General features: G+C 42.4%; 12 protein-coding genes and 1 riboswitch. All 12 genes read left to right on the forward strand.

The window, feature by feature from the left end:
* Positions 1-1,076 precede the first annotated feature (1,076 nt).
* The 12 genes from G4407_RS11990 to G4407_RS12045 all read left to right on the forward strand — a co-directional run bounded on the left by G4407_RS11990 (position 1,077) and on the right by G4407_RS12045 (position 19,667).
* Positions 1,077-1,844, forward strand: coding sequence for an ABC transporter ATP-binding protein (locus tag G4407_RS11990; RefSeq protein WP_161143304.1), 768 nt, complete (start codon positions 1,077-1,079; stop codon positions 1,842-1,844).
* A complete protein-coding gene (locus G4407_RS11995; protein ID WP_008372098.1) occupies positions 1,834-3,906 on the forward strand; it encodes an ABC transporter permease in 2,073 nt (690 codons plus the stop codon). The genes G4407_RS11990 and G4407_RS11995 overlap by 11 nt, the downstream gene beginning before the upstream one ends.
* Before the next feature lie 19 nt (positions 3,907-3,925).
* On the forward strand, positions 3,926-4,603 hold the full coding sequence (locus G4407_RS12000; RefSeq protein ID WP_161143303.1) for a response regulator transcription factor: 678 nt from the start codon (positions 3,926-3,928) through the stop codon (positions 4,601-4,603).
* Between the two features lie 113 nt (positions 4,604-4,716).
* The gene (locus tag G4407_RS12005) at positions 4,717-5,625 is read left to right on the forward strand and encodes a sensor histidine kinase (protein ID WP_243014396.1); all 909 of its coding nucleotides are present in this window, start codon (positions 4,717-4,719) and stop codon (positions 5,623-5,625) included.
* 978 nt (positions 5,626-6,603) lie between these two features.
* The gene (locus G4407_RS12010; RefSeq protein ID WP_161143302.1) at positions 6,604-7,131 is read left to right on the forward strand and encodes a replication initiator protein A; all 528 of its coding nucleotides are present in this window, start codon (positions 6,604-6,606) and stop codon (positions 7,129-7,131) included.
* A complete protein-coding gene (locus tag G4407_RS12015; RefSeq protein ID WP_161143301.1) occupies positions 7,131-7,946 on the forward strand; it encodes an ATP-binding protein in 816 nt (271 codons plus the stop codon). The genes G4407_RS12010 and G4407_RS12015 overlap by 1 nt, the downstream gene beginning before the upstream one ends.
* A 41-nt stretch (positions 7,947-7,987) precedes the next feature.
* Positions 7,988-8,188 (forward strand): excisionase, encoded by a 201-nt coding sequence (locus tag G4407_RS12020; RefSeq protein ID WP_008372088.1) that lies wholly within the window; start codon positions 7,988-7,990, stop codon positions 8,186-8,188.
* Positions 8,189-8,303: 115 nt separating this feature from the next.
* The gene (locus tag G4407_RS12025; protein WP_117980708.1) at positions 8,304-9,434 is read left to right on the forward strand and encodes a tyrosine-type recombinase/integrase; all 1,131 of its coding nucleotides are present in this window, start codon (positions 8,304-8,306) and stop codon (positions 9,432-9,434) included.
* A gap of 83 nt (positions 9,435-9,517) precedes the next feature.
* The gene (ychF, locus tag G4407_RS12030) at positions 9,518-10,618 is read left to right on the forward strand and encodes a redox-regulated ATPase YchF (RefSeq protein ID WP_173689087.1); all 1,101 of its coding nucleotides are present in this window, start codon (positions 9,518-9,520) and stop codon (positions 10,616-10,618) included.
* 264 nt (positions 10,619-10,882) lie between these two features.
* On the forward strand, positions 10,883-14,422 hold the full coding sequence (gene nifJ, locus G4407_RS12035) for a pyruvate:ferredoxin (flavodoxin) oxidoreductase (protein WP_173689088.1): 3,540 nt from the start codon (positions 10,883-10,885) through the stop codon (positions 14,420-14,422).
* 178 nt (positions 14,423-14,600) lie between these two features.
* Positions 14,601-14,768, forward strand: a riboswitch (Lysine riboswitch).
* A gap of 139 nt (positions 14,769-14,907) precedes the next feature.
* Positions 14,908-16,509, forward strand: coding sequence for a Na+/H+ antiporter NhaC family protein (locus G4407_RS12040; protein WP_243259216.1), 1,602 nt, complete (start codon positions 14,908-14,910; stop codon positions 16,507-16,509).
* A 233-nt stretch (positions 16,510-16,742) separates the two neighbouring features.
* Entirely contained in the window at positions 16,743-19,667 is a 2,925-nt protein-coding gene (locus tag G4407_RS12045; protein ID WP_173689089.1) for an insulinase family protein, read from the forward strand.

Here is a 19,667-nt window from a genome sequence, read left to right on the forward strand (position 1 = left end):
TGATCAACAGGTGGCTCTTTTTGAAAAATCAAGGTACAGATGATTACCTACTTACACAAGTGTAAAGAAAACAGAAACTTAAATATTCACAAAGAGAAAAGGCTATGGTATAATACAGAGTACTGAATTTAGATAATTATACTGAAAATCAAAGGATTTATAGGAGGAAATAGAGAAAATGAAACTTGGTATCGTTATTACGAGACCGATTTCATAAATGTCCATATAAGTTGTTAAATGCCTTTAAATGCTGATAGCTAGAGCATTTAACGGATTTCCGACTTGGATAAAACTCTATATAAATTCATGTAAGTTTTTGAAAAATGGCCCACTTTGTGGCCCATTAACTTTTGATTGAAGTCCTAATATGGTAAGGAGAAGTGCTTGTATGAGCGCTTCTTTTTTGCAAGTATTATAATAAAAATAACTGGTGATTAGGTTCCAATATGAATATGTAACTGGAATTTTAAAGGCATAGTATGTTGTACCATCTAATAAATTTTGCTTTCATTTTTGCTCATGACCATGAGACTTTTTTCACTCAAACTGCATGCTGATGATATATTTCTAGTATCGAACAGAACGTTGTTGTATTATGATTTGCTTTTAATTGTCACGGCAGTGTTTAATGGATGCTGTGAAAGCCTAGGCTTTAAAGGATTTTTTGATGATTGACGAATAATTTACACCTTATTTATACCTTTGGAAGACCGGATCGGAATAATAGAGAAATAAAGAAATAGATAAATATAACAGGAAGCAATTTTGTCATATTGGAAATAATTAAAATTTGCTGAACCGTGTTGATTTTATTGATTGAGTATAATAAAAGTAAGAACAGAAACTTCCATGTTTGAAGCGGTTACCAGAATTGACAAAGAAATGCAAGTTAGCCAATCCGGTAGTCCAGCATATTTTTTCATTGTCACCCGACGTTTATACAAAACATATACTTATTCCGCTTGATGCGTCATTCTTGTTCTGAAAACAGGAACAGAATCCTTACAGCGACTGTAAGTGTTATTTATTGTGCTTCTGTGCTATCATTTACCCAGAAATGGATAGGAGGCATTCACATGAAACCAATTTTGAATATTGAAAATCTTACCAAAGTCTATGGGGCGTTGCCAAACCAGACGAGAGCACTGAACGGAATCACTTTTCAGGTCATGCCGGGAGAGTTTCTCGGTATTATGGGAAGCAGTGGTTCCGGCAAATCCACGCTTCTCAACTGTATTGCAACTGTGATTCAGCCTACAGGTGGAAGCATTCAGGTGGAGGGAGATACTCTGCAATCCCTCAAGGAAAAGGCTCTTGCCGAGTACCGTGGCAAAAAAGTTGGTTATCTATTCCAGAACTTTGAATTGCTGGACAACCTGACTGGCAGGGAAAATATCCTGCTCCCGACTTCCTTGCATGGGGTAGCCGAAACAGAAAGCAGCCAGCGGCTGAAGCAGTTGGCTGACTATCTGGAAATTTCTGATGTTCTGGATAAGTTTCCGTCCAAGATGTCCGGTGGCCAGCGTCAGCGTGTTGCGGCAGCAAGGGCTCTGATCTTACATCCCCAAATGATCCTTGCCGATGAACCGACGGGTGCGCTGGATTCTAAGAACGCAAGAAGTCTTATGGAGAAGCTGTCCGGCCTGAATCGTGACGAACAAGCTACGATCCTGATGGTAACCCATGATTCCAATGCCGCCAGTTTCTGTAAGCGCATCCTGTTCATCCAGGATGGCGTGATCTTTCATGAGCTTCGGCGTGGAGACGAAAGCCAGCAGGAGTTCTACGGGCGCATCCTGAAGGTGATGGCGCAACTGGGAGGGGGCAGCGCAAATGTTCTCTAATCTCATTCTTCGGAACAGTCGCCGCAGCCGAAAGGAAAACGGTCTGTTTTTCAGCTCCCTGGTGATTTCTATTGTTGCATTTTACATGATTCTTTCCATCTCCACTCAAGATGTGATGCTCTTTTTGCAGAAAATGGAGAGTGACGCAGTTGACAAACTCCTGCTTCTGATTCCTGCGTTTTATGGGATGACCCTCGGTATTCTGTTCTTTTTGATCTATTTTGCCTGCAAGTATCAGTTCGAGCGCAGACGGCATGAGTTTGGTGTTTATCTAATGTTGGGGATGCGTAGAAGTAAACTGTTTGGTATGCTTCTGGCGGAAGATTTCCTGACCAGTATTCTTGCCATGCTCATAGGATTACCTGTGGCTGTGGTGCTTTCAGAAATTGTCAGTCTTGTCACCGCCAAACTGGTAGGCATGGGGATCATCGGTCATCAGTTTTCTTTATCCTGGTCTGCGATTGAATGGACGCTGGCAGGATTTCTGGCAATTAAGCTGACGGCACTTCTGATTTTGAGTGGACGAATCAGCCGCCAAGAGATCGGTACTTTGCTATCCCAGCCAACGAACCACCCCAAAAAGCAAATGCCATCTGTTATCTATGGACTGGCTGCTATATGCGGAAGTGTGATGTTGGCAGTGGCTTACTACATGGCGATTCAGAGAATTGCATGGACAAAGGTAAGTATGATGGGACTGACTTTGCTGTTGGGCATAGTTGGTACGATGCTGCTTTTCTATGGGATGCGTGCGCTGATTGCTTTGATTGTTAAGAAAGGAAAAGGAAATAAGCAGCTGCATGTATTTACCTTCCGGCAGATTCAGGAGAATGTCATTCATCAGTCAAACTCCATTGCCATCAGCTCCCTGCTGATTCTGGCAGCGCTGTGTTGTTTTGGTGCGGGCGTAGGAATTGCAGGAACGAATAGCCTGTCTTCTGACCATGTAATCGACTATACTTTTGAAGATCATACTGCAGAAGATTCATCGCAGGTTCTTCCGAATATAAAGGCAGCCCTGAAAGAAAACGGTTTGGAAAATCAATTTTCAGAGCTTTTTGAAATGAGGGTTGGGAGTATTCACACCACAGAAGATTATGATAATGCCTACAGCATGGACGTTGTTATGGACTCTCTTCGAAGCCTGCCCCAGTCGGAAGACCGGGATGTCCTTTTGAACAATCTTGATTATGCCACATACCCATATTTGATTTGTTTATCGGACTATAATCGTTTGTTGGAATTGTCCGGCAATCCGGCTCTCCAATTAGGCGAAAAGGAGGCCGCTGTCTATATTGATACAGAGTTTACTACGGTAAGCCGTACCGCAATGCTGAACCAAGTATTGGCCGGGCATCCCAAGGTGGAACTGGATGGTAGTCCGATTCATCTTACAGGAGAGGTTCAGTCTGTGAATTTGGTCACGGACCGTTCTATAACCTTGTCCTTTGCATTGATTCTTCCGGATGAAGCATTCCTATATTATAGCCAGGGGATGTATGATACCTATGTCAATGCGGTGCTCAGTGAACAGGCTCTGGATGGAAATAGCCTTATGACTGCATATTTGGATTTGAACGAGAAGCTGGACGAAACTGGCATTGAATATGAAAGCTATCTTCAGAATATGGGTCGTCAGCTTTTCTACACCATAGCATCCAGTTATATTACCCTATATCTAGCAATTGTTTTCCTGGTAGTTGCCAACACCATCGTGGGTGTTCAGTTCCTGATGAGTCAGCAGAAAACCGGGCGCAGATACCAGACTCTGATCCGCCTGGGAGCTACTTACGAAACCCTTTGCCAGTCTGCTGGAAAGCAAATTACCTGGTTTATGGGACTTCCTGTATTGGTTGCGGCTGTCAGCAGTCTGTTTGGAGTCAGGGCGTTATTTACAGGGATACTCTCGTCTCGAACCCGTGGGACAGTGTCTGAAATGCTACTTGTATCTGCTACTATGATTTTGCTGCTTTGCGTGATAGAATATATTTATATGAGAGTGGTCAAGCGCTCCAGTGATCGGTATTTGCTGACACTGATGCAGCCACAGAGAGAAGAATAATTTGGAAGGAGGTGCTGCCGTGAAAAGAATTGCTGTTGTGGAAGATGAAGTCTATATGCGGGAAGAACTCTGCAATATGCTTCAAAAGGACGGGTATCTTGCGGAGGCAATCACCGAGTTGGAAGATGCCGTTCGGCTCCTGGCAGCCCTCCGTCCTGACCTTGTGATCTTAGACCTGAATTTGCCGGAGATCAGTGGCTTTCAAATCTGCCAGGAACTAAAGAATAAAACCGCTATCCCCGTCCTGGTACTGACTTCCAGAGATCAGGTAAAGGATGAACTGCAAGCGTTCCACTTGGGTGCTGATGAATATTTGACGAAGCCGTGCAGAAAAGATCGACTTCTTGCCAGGGTATCCAATATTCTCAAAAGGTATGAAGGCCGTACCAATCTCATAGAGGGACCAGATTTCCTGTTAGACCAGCAGACCTACACGCTTTATATTCATAATACCTCTGTCGTGCTTCCAAAAAATCAGGGAAAACTGTTGGTTGCTCTTTTGTCCGGCGGCGATGCTCTGGCCACGACGGAGCAACTTTGCATAGCACTATGGGGAACCACGGAATACATAGACGAAAATGCCTTGCAGGTTAATCTGACCAGGCTGAAAAAGACGATGTCCGGTCTTGAGATGAAGCAGCGAATCGTTGCGGTTCGTGGGATGGGCTATCGTCTGGAAACGGGGGTGGCTCCATGAAGCGGCTTTGGCGCATGATAGAACGGTACTACCCCTGGCTGCTGTTGCTGTTGGGCGTGGATTGCTTTTGTGCTATCATTCTTTGGATTTCTGACATTCAGGCATTTCAAACCTTGAGTGGGTTAGTAGTTCTGACAAGCCTCCTTTTGTTTTCAGCAATTCTGTTTGTACTAAACAAGCGGGAGACCACCCGCCGAGAGCTGTTCCGGGATTTCCTCAGTGATCCTACCATCTGCAACGAGGAACGGCTGCTCAGTGCCATCAGCCGGGAAGAAGGAGAATCTATCCGGCTTCTGGCATCAGTTTTACAGGAACACAAAACTGAGAGTAACAGTATGGCAGATGCCCTACAGGACTATGAAGAATATGTGGAGGGCTGGGCACATGAAGCGAAAACGCCCCTATCGTTGTTGACCATGCTCCTGGATAATCGGAGCAACGAAATGTCTCCTCCCCTGCAAGCAAAACTGGATTATGTCCGCAGTCAGCTTCAGGAGGATGTCACTCAGATGTTATACTATGCCCGGTTAAAGAGCAGTACAAAGGATTATCAGTTTAAGGATATCAATTTGAATGACTGCTTGGGGGAAGTTCTGGAGGACTATGCCCCACTTCTGGAAGAAAAGCAGTTTGTAATTATCAATAAACTGCAATCTGAAACAGTCTATACAGACCGTAGAGGGCTTCAGTTTATGTTGGGACAGATCGTGAGCAATGCCATAAAATATAGCAGCGATAGTCCCATGCTAACAATCTCTATGATACATTCGGAGATCGCAGATGTTCTTTCAGTTGAGGATAATGGCATCGGTGTAAAAAAATATGATCTGCCGTATATTTTTCAAAAGGGCTTTACCGGGGATTCTACTGACAGCAGAAAGAAAGCTACCGGTATAGGGCTTTACCTGGTTAAGAAGATGGCTGACGATCTAAACCTTCGTCTGGAAGCTGCTTCCCCGTGGGAAAAGGGCTTTAAGATAGTCATCTTCTTTCCAAAATTGAGATCCAACGGAGGAAAATAATATAAGCAAAAAACGGGGCTGTAAAATAAGTCTCTGCTAAAGAAACGCTAGTTCCGACAAATGCTGGTTCTGGCGTTTCTTTACATTAATATATGTTTTTTGAAAATCGTCACTGTTTTATGTAAAAAGGGTACACTTAATAAGCTTGGATAGATTTCTTCTGTACGTCCATATTTTTTATATCTTACATGTTGTTTTCGTTTGAAAAGAAATTTACGTCCAATAGGGCATATAGGATTTCCGTTCTCATCTCTTATATAGTTTACAGCACGATAAGGATTCGTGTGATGTTTTTTATCTGCCGTTTCTTTTTTGTACATGGTAAATATCATTAAATTTTTCCATTAAAGGTACAAAGCATTCCATGCCTTGTCTTCCATAAAATCAATTCTACGTTAAAAACATACCGTCTAGACAGCTATTTTTTAAGCTATCATTTGAAAGACATATATAATATATAGGCTCAAATGGTGAAAGTGCCCATTTGGGCCTATTATTGTATGAATTCATACGTTACAACCAGAGCAAGATCCACCCGTGTATTACAGTATTGTCATTTTGACAATTTTGTATTACTTACGAGTAGCAGACTTGATGGGGGTTACGTCCCCATACCCACGTGAAAATATAATTGCAGGCAATTACATTTTAGCAGATACGCAAGCGTTTCTGAGTAAGCGTCATAGACAACAAAATAAGAAAATTTTGATAAGGCATTCACCTGGATAGGTGAGTGTTTTTTTATTTTCAAATATTTAATTAACAGAAAAAATAAAAAAGTTTTCCTCAGGGGGCTGTAAAAATGCCTCTCAGCGTTTCGTATTAATGAAAGGGTATTTTTTGCAGGAAAAATAAAAAATTTTCATCAAGAGCCTGTATTTATGCCCTTCATCTTTTGAATATGTGTAAGGACATTTTTTGAGCCGGCATAAAAATGATTTTTACAACAGTTAGAAACAGAAACGAGGCGAGAAAAGAATGAAATATGAATACATGAAGGAGTCAGAGCAGATGCTTCAGTACTTCCAGTTTCCGAAGTTTTTGCTAAAACTGCGAATTTCTCAAACTGCAAAATTCCTTTATATGATTTTGTATGACCGGGCACGGATATCGAGAATGAATAGTTGGATAGACAAGTATGGAAATGTTTATCTGATTTTTCCGATAGAGGAATTGTCTGCTCAAATCGGTAAATGTAAATCTTCTGTAAAAACAGCATTGAAGGAATTAGATGATGTGGGACTATTGGTTCGCAGATCTGGTGGTTTTTCAAAACCCAATCATTTATATATAAAAATTCCATCTGATGAGATTGGTTTACAGCTGGTTGAGAATAAGGCGGTTGAAAAGATGGTTGCAACAGAGTCGGAAAAGCAACCTTCATCTGGTCGTAAAAATGGCTGTGCAGGAGTCGGAAATGTGGCACCTAGTAAAGTAACTGAGAAATATAAAAGAAATAAATATCATGAAGTAAATTATTGCTATGGAGAAGGAGAGAGTTTGTGATGAGAGAAGAAGATATCGTATGTGTAGGCAGTGATGGTTTGCAATACTGCAAAGTCTGTGGGGAAGCGAAAGAAGCTTTTTTCCCCGAGGGTGGCTTTATGGGGATGAAAAAACATACTAGGCAATGTGCCTGTGACAGAAAAGCGTATGAAGAAGAACAAAAATATTTTAAAGAGAAAGAACACCGGGAATTAGTCAGTAGAAATACGAGCATCTGTTTTGACGAGAGCAGGATGGAAGAGTGGACATTTGAGAATGCAGATATGTCAGATGCAGTAATGCATAAGGCAAAAAGCTATGTTGATAACTGGGAGGAAATGAAAAGAAATCATATAGGCTGTTTGTTCTGGGGACCGGTTGGTACCGGGAAAAGTTATATTGCCGGGTGTATTGCCAATGAACTTCTTAAGCGGGAAGTAACGGTAAAGATGACAAATTTCAATACCATTATTGATGATATATTTCCACTGGCAGACAAAACGGAATATATCAATGCATTGGCTTCTTACCAGCTTTTGATTATTGATGATCTTGGAGTGGAACGAAATTCAGAATATGCGTTAGGAATTGTTTTTAGCGTCATAGACCGCAGGATCCGTTCGGGACGACCTTTGATCATCACAACCAATCTTCCGCTGAAAGAAATAAAAAGCGAGACCATGTTGGACAAAAGGCGTATCTATGATCGTATTTTAGAAATGTGTACACCAATGTATGTTGGAGGTACAAGTAAACGAGAAGCGATTGCAAGTATGAAAATGGAGAAAGCGAAAACGTTGTTGAATACAAAGAATGATCGTGTGTATTGCGGATAGAAGTGTATGCTACGCACGTTAAATAATAAGGGAAGGATTTTATGAGCAAACAACATGTTGCGATATGTGAAAAAGTGGCTCTTACAATTGAAGAGGCAGCAGAATACAGTAATATTGGACAAAACAGAATAAGTGGTCTTTTGAAAGAACCGAGATGTCCGTTTGTGCTTTACGTAGGCACGAAAAAACTTGTAAAGAGAAAAGAATTTGAAAAATTCATTTCGGAAAGTGTGGAAATATAAATGATTGACAGGAGATGGGGCAGGAGATGAGATGAAAATGAATATTCACAAAAATAAGATGCTATGGTATAATACAAGGTACTGTATTAGGGCTTCTTATGAGAGGAGCTGAAATATGGGAAAAGATTTAAAAGGCAAAGAACTTGGCAAGGGAATATCCCAGGAAAGTACGGGATTATACTCAGCCAGATTTGTAGATCGGTTTGGAAAGAGAAAACATAAACGATTCAAAAAGCTGCAAGAGTGCAGAGCATGGATTGCTGATGCGACTTATGTGGATGAACACAGTGATATTTCAATGCCATCAGATATGCTGGTCGATCAATGGTTTGATTATTGGATTGGGATAAAAAAGAAAACAGTCCGTTCAAATACTGTTCGCAATTATACGGAGAGATATATTAAAAATATTAAACCGGTAATTGGGAAGATGACACTATCAGACGTGAAACCACTTCAATGTCAGAAAATATTTTATGATATGGCAGATCAGGGGTATCGCACATCTACAATTTATCAGGCAAGAATTGCATTATACAATATGTTTGAGTATGCAAAAGAGAATGAAGTCTTGCGTAGCAATCCCTGTAAAAAATCTGTGAAAAGTGATATGGGAAAGCCTTCTGAGAAGAAGGTTGCTTTAACAAGAGACATACAAAAAACATTTTTACAATATGCAGAAAATCAAAGCTATGAAAATCAGTATCGTTTTATACTACAAACCGGATTGCGAACAGGCGAATTGGTAGGATTGAAATGGGGAGATGTCGATTTTAAATCCAAAACAATTCAGATTCGCAGAAGTATGGAATATCGTTACAGTGCAAAGGAGTGGCGTATCGGAGAACCAAAGAGTAAATCAGGTTACCGTACGATACCCTTAACAGAAGAAGCGGTTTCTATACTAAAAAAACAAAAAGAAAAGAATAAGAGGATTTCAGAAATTTCAACAGAATGGGAAGAATTTGTGTTTCTGTGTCGAAAAGGAACACCTGTCAAGAACAGTACATATGATACAGCGCTGTTTAAAATCTGTGACAAAGCAAAAATTCCAAGATTTTCGATGCATATCTTGAGACATACTTTTGCTACCAGATGTATTGAAGCAGGAATGAAACCGAAAACACTTCAGATGTTACTGGGCCATTCGAATATTGGAATTACAATGAACTTATATGTTCATACTACCGAGGAAGAAAAGAAAAAAGAAATGGACTTGGTAGCAGAAGCACTTATGGCAATGTAATGGCCCACTAAATGGCCCACTTGCAAAAATAAGTATGCTGAAATCCCTTGAAATCAAAGGATTTATAGGAGGAAATAGAAAAAATGAAATTAGGTATTGTAGGATTACCTAATGTAGGAAAAAGTACTTTATTTAATTCACTGACAAAAGCAGGAGCAGAATCAGCCAACTACCCATTCTGTACCATTGATCCAAATGTGGGTGTTGTTACTGTACCGGATGAACGTCTGGATGTGCTTGGTGAGATGTATCACACCAAAAAGATCATCCCGGCAGCGATTGAGTTTGTAGATATTGCAGGCCTTGTAAAAGGTGCATCCAAAGGAGAAGGTCTTGGAAACCAGTTTCTCGCAAATATCCGTGAGGTTGATGCAATTGTTCATGTAGTACGTTGTTTCGAGGATAGCAATATTGTCCATGTAGATGGAAATATCGATCCGCTGCGTGACATTGAGACGATCAACCTGGAGCTGATCTTTTCAGACCTTGAGATCCTGGAAAGAAGAATTTCCAAAGCAGTCAGAGCAGCAAGAAATGACAAGACGATCGCAAAAGAGCTGGCACTGATGGAAAGAATTAAAGCACATCTGGAAGATGGAAAGATGGCAAAGAGCTTTGATGATATCAATGACGAAGATGAACAGCAGTGGCTGGAAAGCTACAATCTTCTGACCTACAAGCCGGTTATTTTTGCTGCAAATGTGGCAGAAGATGATCTTGCAGATGATGGTGCGAGTAATGCAGGAGTACAGGCGGTCCGTGAGTATGCAAAAAAAGAGGACTGCGAAGTATTCGTTGTATGTGCGGAAATTGAGCAGGAGATCGCGGAACTTGATGATGATGAAAAGAGTATGTTCCTGGAAGAACTGGGACTTAAGGAATCTGGTCTTGAAAAGCTGATCAAGGCAAGCTACAGCCTTCTTGGACTGATCAGTTACCTGACAGCAGGAGAACCGGAAGTCCGTGCATGGACGATCAAAAAAGGAACGAAAGCACCACAGGCAGCAGGAAAGATCCATTCTGATTTTGAAAGAGGATTCATCCGCGCTGAGATCGTATCCTATGATGACTTGATGGCATGTGGCACTTATAACGCTGCAAAAGAAAAAGGCCTGGTGAGACTGGAAGGTAAGGAGTATGTTGTACAGGACGGAGATATTATCCTGTTCAGATTCAACGTATAATATTTGTTAAAAAAGTAAGTGATAATGTATGACGAGAGACGGACAGATGTCCGTCTCTTTTGTAATGCAAGATAGTCAAAACTTACTATAGTTTACATAAAACAACCTTCTAAAATGCAGGGTTTGTACGTCAAAAGGAACAATCAGAACATTAAAATGACTGGACTTTTCATATATGAACAGCTATAATAATATCGAACGAAAGTGTAGAAAAATTTTAACACAAGTAAAAGTTTTGACACAATCTAAGGAGGAACAAAGAAAATGGCAAGATCAATGAAGACCATGGATGGTAACCATGCAGCTGCTCATGCTTCTTATGCTTATACAGAAGTTGCTGCTATTTACCCGATCACACCTTCATCTGTAATGGCTGAAGCCACAGACGAATGGGCAACACAAGGAAGAAAGAATATTTTTGGTCAGACTGTTCAGGTAACAGAAATGCAGTCTGAAGCAGGTGCAGCAGGTACTGTACACGGCTCACTGTCAGCAGGTGCGCTTACTACTACTTACACAGCTTCCCAGGGCTTACTTCTTATGATTCCTAACTTATATAAAATTGCTGGTGAACAGCTTCCGGGTGTATTCAACGTATCTGCCCGTGCAGTAGCTTCACACGCTCTTAATATTTTTGGTGATCATTCAGATGTTTACGCCTGTCGTCAGACTGGATGCGCAATGCTCTGTGAATCCAGCGTACAGGAAGTTATGGACCTGACACCGGTTGCACACTGTGCAGCACTGAAAGGTAAAATTCCATTCATTAACTTCTTCGATGGTTTCCGTACATCACACGAAATCCAGAAGATCGAAACATGGGATTACGAAGATCTGGAAGATCTCGTAGATAAGGATGCAATCAAGGAATTCCGTGCACATGCACTGAACCCGAACCATCCATGTGAAAGAGGATCAGCTCAGAACCCGGATACATTCTTCCAGGCTCGTGAAGCATGTAACCCATACTACGATGCTATGCCGGCAATCGTACAGGAATACATGGACAAAGTTAACGCTAAGATCGGAACAAACTACAAACTGTTCAACTACCATGGTGCAGAAGATGCTGAAAGCGTAATCATCGCTATGGGATCTGTTTGTGACACAATCGATGAAACAATCGATTACTTACTTGCTCAGGGCAAGAAGGTTGGCGTTGTTAAAGTTCGTCTTTACAGACCATTCTGTGCACAGGCACTTGTAGATGCAATTCCGGATACTGTTAAGTACATCAACGTTCTTGACAGAACAAAAGAACCAGGATCTCTTGGAGAACCTCTGTACCTTGACGTTGTTGCAGCTCTTAAAGGAACAAAATTCGATGCTGTTAAGATCAACTCAGGACGTTACGGACTTGGTTCTAAAGATACAACACCGGCTCAGGTTGTTGCTGTATTCGAGAACGAAGCAAAAGCTAAATTCACAATCGGTATCGTTGATGATGTAACAGGACTTTCTCTTGAAGTAGGTGCTCCACTGGTTACAACACCGGAAGGAACAATCAACTGTAAGTTCTGGGGACTTGGAGCTGACGGAACAGTCGGAGCTAACAAGAACTCTATCAAGATCATCGGTGATAACACAGATATGTATGCACAGGCTTACTTTGATTATGATTCAAAGAAATCCGGTGGTGTTACAATGTCTCACCTCCGTTTTGGTAAGAAACCGATCAAATCTACTTACCTGATTCATAAAGCAAACTTTGTTGCATGCCACAACCCGTCATACATCAACAAATACAACATGGTTCAGGAACTTGTAGATGGTGGTACATTCCTTCTTAACTGCCCATGGACAGTAGAAGAACTGGACAAACATCTTCCGGGACAGGTAAAAGCATTCATCGCTAACCATGACATCAAATTCTACACAATCGATGGTATCAAGATCGGTAAAGAAATCGGACTTGGCGGACGTATCAATACAGTTCTTCAGTCTGCATTCTTCAAACTGGCTAACATCATTCCGGAAGAAGAAGCTATCGACCTTATGAAGAAAGCTGCAAAAGCTACATACGGTAAGAAGGGTGATAAGATCGTACAGATGAACTACGATGCTATCGATGCCGGAGCTAAACAGGTTAACGCTGTTGAAGTACCGGAAAGCTGGAAGAACTGCGAAGACGAAGGTCTGTTCACACCAGAAGTTAAGGGTGGAAGAGAAGATGCAGTAGCATTCGTTAAGAATATCCAGGCTAAAGTTAACGCTCAGGAAGGTAACACACTGCCTGTATCTGCATTCAAAGATTATGTAGATGGATCTACACCGTCAGGAACAGCTGCTTACGAAAAACGTGGTATCGCAGTAGATATCCCGATCTGGCAGTCAGAGACATGTATCCAGTGTAACCGTTGTGCATATGTATGTCCGCACGCTGCAATCCGTCCGGTAGCTCTTACAGAAGAAGAACTTGCAAAAGCACCAGAAGGACTGAAAGCAATCGACATGATCGGTATGCCGGGAATGAAGTTCACAATGACTGTATCAGCTTATGACTGTACAGGATGTGGCTCTTGTGCAAATGTCTGCCCAGGTAAGAAGGGTGAAAAAGCTCTTGTTATGGGTAACATGGAAGAAAACGCTGGAGAACAGGTATACTTCGACTTTGGTACAGAAATCGAAGTAAAACCAGAAGTTGTTGCTAAATTTAAAGAAAATACAGTAAAAGGATCTCAGTTCAAACAGCCACTGCTTGAGTTCTCAGGAGCTTGTGCTGGATGTGGAGAGACTCCATACGCTAAACTTATCACACAGTTATTTGGTGACAGAATGTACATCGCTAACGCAACAGGATGTTCATCTATCTGGGGTAACTCATCACCGTCTACACCTTACACAGTAAACTCTAAGGGACAGGGACCGGCTTGGTCTAACTCACTGTTCGAAGATGCTGCTGAGTTTGGTTACGGTATGTTACTTGCTCAGAAAGCAATTAGAGAAGGTCTGAAAGCTAAAGTTGAAGAAGTTGCTGCATCAGATAAAGCCAGCGAAGAAGCAAAAGCTGCTTGCAACGAATGGCTTGAAACATACGGATGTGGAGCTACTAACGGAACAGCTACAGACAAACTTGTTGCTGCATTAGAAGGATGCGACTGCCCGACATGCAAAGATATCGTTGAAAAGAAAGACTTCCTCGCTAAGAAATCTCAGTGGATCTTCGGTGGTGACGGATGGGCTTACGATATCGGATTCGGTGGTGTTGACCACGTACTTGCAAGTGGAAAAGACATCAACGTAATGGTATTCGATACAGAAGTTTACTCTAACACAGGTGGACAGTCTTCTAAGTCTACTAAGACTGGTGCTATCGCTCAGTTCGCAGCAGGCGGAAAAGAAACTAAGAAGAAAGACCTTGCTTCTATCGCAATGAGCTACGGTTACGTATACGTTGCACAGATCGCTATGGGTGCTGACTTCAACCAGACTGTAAAAGCTATCGCAGAAGCTGAAGCATATCCGGGACCATCCCTGATCATCGCTTACGCTCCATGTATCAACCATGGTATCAAGAAAGGTATGAGCAAAGCTCAGACAGAAGAACAGCTTGCAGTTGAATGTGGATACTGGAACAACTTCCGTTTCAATCCAGAAGCAGAAGGATCTAAGTTCACTCTTGACAGCAAAGCACCAGACCTTGCTGGATACGAAGAATTCCTTAACGGAGAAGTTCGTTACAACGCTCTTGCAAGATTCAATCCTGAAAAGGCTAAAGTTCTGTTTGCTAAGAACGAAGAAGAAGCAAAAGCTAGATATGCATATCTGCAGAAACTCGTTACATTGTACGGTTCTGAAGAATAAGATTGACTTGAATGAGGAGTCAGGGACGAAAGTCTCTGGCTCCTTTTGTCGTGGCACATTCAAAAGTCTGGGAGTGGTATGTGGTGGAAAGGGACTGGCAATTTATGTATAAATAGTAATTATCTCTTGCAAAAATGAAAATTTTATAGTATGGTTGATAAAGAAAATGATGAATATTCAGCTTGATAGAGGCGCGGGATTTATCAGTACCGTCTGAGTGATATGGCAGGGAAGCCATCAGATGGGAAAGGAGAAACCGCCGAAGGAGCCGGAACCCCAACCCCGGTTTCTGGGACGATGCAGAAGATGCAGCGTACTGTCACACACGTGGAGCGCTATCGGAAGAACATTTAAGGAAGACTAAACATGCCATGAATGCGTTTTGCCGGTGCAAGCGTTATTCATGGCATTTTTATGTTTTAAAACAGGAGGTTTTTTAATTGAGAGAAAAAATGAGAAAGTTAAGCAGTCTGCTCGCAGCTGTAATGATCTGCGTAATGGCAAGTCCCCTTGTCACTTTTGCAGCGGACGCAGAGGAGTATGTACCGAAGATGTACGCCAGTATCTGGTCACTGGTTCCACCGGTGGTTGCGATTGCGCTGGCACTGATCACAAAAGAAGTGTACAGCTCTTTATTTGTAGGTATTTTAGTAGGTGGAATGTTCTATTCTGGATTTTCATTCGAGGGAACCATCACCCATATTTTCCAGGAAGGGATCGTAAGTGTGCTTTCTGACAGCTATAATGTGGGAATCCTGATCTTCCTGGTTATCTTAGGAACCATGGTCTGCCTGATGAATAAGGCAGGAGGATCTGCCGCATTTGGTGAATGGGCAAGTTCCCATATCAAGAGCCGTGTCGGTGCACAGCTTGCAACAATCATTCTTGGTGTGCTGATCTTTATCGATGACTATTTTAACTGTCTGACAGTCGGAAGTGTGATGCGTCCGGTAACGGATGCGCAGAATGTTTCCAGAGCAAAGCTTGCGTATCTGATCGATGCGACAGCAGCTCCGGTATGTATCATTGCCCCGATTTCATCCTGGGCAGCAGCTGTTACCGGATTCGTAGAAGGGGAAGATGGATTTTCGATTTTTATTCGTGCGATTCCATATAACTTCTATGCAATCCTTACCATCCTGATGATGGTTGCAATGGTTGTGATGAAGGTTGAGTATGGTCCGATGAAGGTTCATGAAGATAATGCGAAAAAAGGTGATATTTACACCACACCGGACAGACCGTATGCAAATGCGGAGGAAGAGACAGTGGATAACTGTAAAGGAAAAGTAATGGATCTTCTGATCCCGATCATTTCACTGATCATCTGCTGTGTGATCGGAATGATCTACACTGGTGGGTTCTTTGACGGAGTCGGTTTTGTAGAAGCATTTTCAGGAAGTGATGCTTCCCAGGGACTGGTGTACGGAAGCTTCTTTGCTTTTGTGATCACAATCGTGCTGTATCTGGTAAGACGTGTGCTGAAATTCGATGAGTGTATGGCATGTCTCCCGGATGGATTTAAGGCGATGGTTCCGGCAATCCTGATTCTTGTTTTTGCATGGACGCTGAAATCTATGACAGACAGTCTTGGAGCTGCAGAATATGTGGCAGGTATTGTGGCAGGAAGTGCGGAAGGCATGGTCAATCTTCTTCCGGCAATCATCTTCCTTGTGGGATGCTTCCTTGCATTTGCGACAGGTACAAGCTGGGGAACATTCGGAATCCTGATCCCGATCGTGGTACATGCATTTGAAGGAAAGAATGAGACGATGATGATCATTGCCATCTCCGCATGTATGGCCGGAGCAGTTTGTGGTGACCACTGTTCACCGATTTCGGATACAACGATCATGGCATCTGCCGGTGCACAGTGCAATCATATTAATCATGTCAATACACAGCTCCCATATGCGGCAAGCTGCGCGGTGATCTCGTTTATCACTTATATTGTTGCCGGATTTGTACAGAGTGCATGGATTGCACTTCCGGCAGGAATTGTTATGATGCTTGCATTTTTGACCTTTATGAAGTTTTCACAGAAGAAGCAGACAGCAGCGGATTTTTCACAGAAGAAAAATGCATAATACAGAAAATGAGGAATGGCTTTCGTAGCTGTTCCTTATTTATTTTCTGTCATAAAAATTCGGTAGACAAGTGACAAAGCAAATTCTTTTTTACTGCCAGAAAATTTATATATAGGATGAGCCTGTGATCGGGATTTAAGGAAAACATTTCCCACCAAGACCTTGTATCAAATCAAAGAAATGTGTACAATGTTATTTATGAGACTAACTACAGAATTTGGAGGAAATCATATATGGATTTAACAAAGCTTACAGCATATGAGATCATCGAGCACAGACCTCTTCCGGATCTGAAATCGGAAGGTGCACTTCTGAAGCACAAGAAGAGTGGTGCGAGAGTGCTTCTGATCTCCAATGATGATGAGAATAAAGTATTTAACATCGGATTCCGTACTCCGACTACGAACAGCACCGGAGTGCCGCATATCATGGAACATACCGTTCTGTGCGGTTCGGAGAAGTTCCCGACCAAGGATCCGTTTGTGGAACTGGTAAAAGGATCGCTGAATACCTTTTTAAATGCGATGACTTATCCGGACAAGACCGTGTATCCGGTTGCAAGCTGTAATGAAAAGGATTTTCAGAATCTGATGGATGTGTATATGGACGCAGTCTTGCATCCGAATATTTACAAACATGAAGAGATCTTCCGTCAGGAAGGCTGGAATTATCGCCTGGAGGAAGCAGATGGGGAGCTTTCTTATAACGGAGTTGTTTATAATGAGATGAAGGGAGCTTTTTCTTCACCGGATGGTGTTCTGGACCGTATGATCCTGAATTCCCTGTTCCCGGATACGACTTATGCAAATGAGTCCGGCGGAGATCCGGATGTGATCCCGGAACTGACTTATGAAGAATATCTGAATTTCCACAGAACCTATTATCATCCGTCCAACAGCTATATTTACCTTTATGGCAATATGGATATGGAGGAAAAATTAAACTGGCTGGATCAGGAATATCTGTCTGCCTATGACAAAAAAGAGGTAGATTCCGAGATCCATCTGCAGAAACCGTTTGAAAAGATGCATGATATCACAAAGCCGTATTCCATTGCAAGCAACGAATCGACAGAGGATAATACCTATCTTTCTTACAATAAAGTCATCGGAACTTCTCTGGATGAAAAGCTGTACCTGGCATTCCAGATCCTGGACTATGCGCTGCTTTCCGCACCGGGAGCACCGATCACAAAGGCACTTCTGGAAGCCGGAATCGGAAAAGATATCAGCGGTTCCTATGACAGCAGCACCTATCAGCCGATCTTCTCCATCGTGGCAAAGAATGCCAATGAAGAGCAGAAGGCAGAATTTGTGAAGGTGATCGAAGATACATTGAAGGCTATCGTAGAAAACGGAATGGACAAAAAGGCACTGGAAGCGGGAATCAATTATCATGAATTCCGTTACCGCGAGGCAGACTTCGGAGGCTATCCGAAGGGGCTGATGTACGGACTGCAGATCTTCGACAGCTGGCTTTATGATGAGACAAAGCCATTTATTCATGTAGAGGCACTGGATACTTTTGTGTTCTTAAAAGAGCAGATCAGTACCGGATATTTTGAAAAACTGATCCAGGCTTATCTTCTGGACAATCAGCACGGCGCACTGGTTACGATCGTACCGGAGCCGGGACGTACAGCCAGACTGGATGAGGAGTTAAAAGCGAAACTGCAGGCATACAAAGAAAGCCTGAGCAGAGAAGAAATTGACAAACTGGTTGCGGATACGAAACATTTACAGGAGTATCAGGAAGAACCGTCAAGTCAGGAAGATCTGGAGAAGATCCCGATGCTGACAAGAGAAGACATTTCCCGTGAGATCGCACCGATTTACAATGAAGAGATAAAGATCGCAGAGATCCCGACCGTTTTCCATGAGATTGAGACCAATGGAATCGGTTATCTGGATCTGATGTTTGATCTTTCCGATGTACCGGAGAAGGATCTGCCGATGGTGGGACTTCTGCAGGCAGTTCTCGGAATCATTGATACGGAGCATTATGAATACGGAGAGCTCTTCAATGAGATCAACAGACACACCGGAGGAATCGGGACTTCATTGGAGCTTTATCCGGATGTGACAAAGGTCAGAGAAAAAGAATTCAAGGCAACCTTTGAGATCAAGGCAAAAGCACTTTACGGACAGATTCCGTTTGCCATCCGTATGATGAAAGAAATCCTGACTGCATCGAAGCTGGATGATGAAAAGCGTCTGAAAGAGATTCTTTCGATGACAAAGACAAGACTGCAGGATCGTTTCCTCTCCGCAGGACATTCGGCAGCAGCACTCCGGGCAATGTCTTATAAATCGCCGATTTCAAAATTTAAAGATACGACAAATGGAATCGGATATTATCAGAACATCCGTGAGATGGAAGAACATTTCGAAGATAAGAAGGAAGAGATTACAAATAGCTTAAAAGCTTTAGCCGAACTGATTTTCAGAAAAGGCAATATGATGATCAGTTACACAGCCACAAGAGAAGGACTTGCCGTTTTAGAAGAGGAGATCGGAAGCTTAAAAGAAGCCCTTTATCCGGAGAGAACACCAGAAAGCAGATGCGTACTGCACTGTGAGAAGAAGAACGAAGGATTCAAGACTTCTTCCAAAGTACAGTTTGCGGCAAAGGCAGGCAACTTTATTGATGCCGGAGAAGAATATAACGGAGCACTGCAGATCCTGAAGGTGATCATGAGCTACGAATATCTCTGGATCAATATCCGTGTGAAAGGCGGAGCTTATGGCTGCATGAGCAACTTTAACCGTCTTGGCGAGGGATATTTTGTATCCTACCGTGACCCGAACCTTGGAAGAACGCTTGAGATCTATGATGGAGTTCCGGAATATCTGGAGAACTTCACGGTCAGCGAGCGTGATATGACCAAATACATCATCGGAACGATCAGCAATATCGACCAGCCGATGACACCGGCAACCAAGGGTGACCGTTCCATGAATCTGTATATGAATCATGTGAGCGCAGAGATGATCAGAAAAGAAAGAGAGCAGATCCTTACAGCAAACCAGGAGGATATCCGTGCACTTGCAGGTGTGGCACGTGCGGTGCTTGCAAATGATCAGATCTGTGTGATTGGAAATGAAGCAAAGATAGAAGAAGAGAAAGAACTGTTTATGACAGTTGAGAATTTATTTTAA

The sequence above is a fragment of the Allocoprococcus comes genome, assembly GCF_013300725.1.
In the GTDB taxonomy this organism is placed as follows: domain Bacteria; phylum Bacillota; class Clostridia; order Lachnospirales; family Lachnospiraceae; genus Allocoprococcus; species Allocoprococcus comes_A.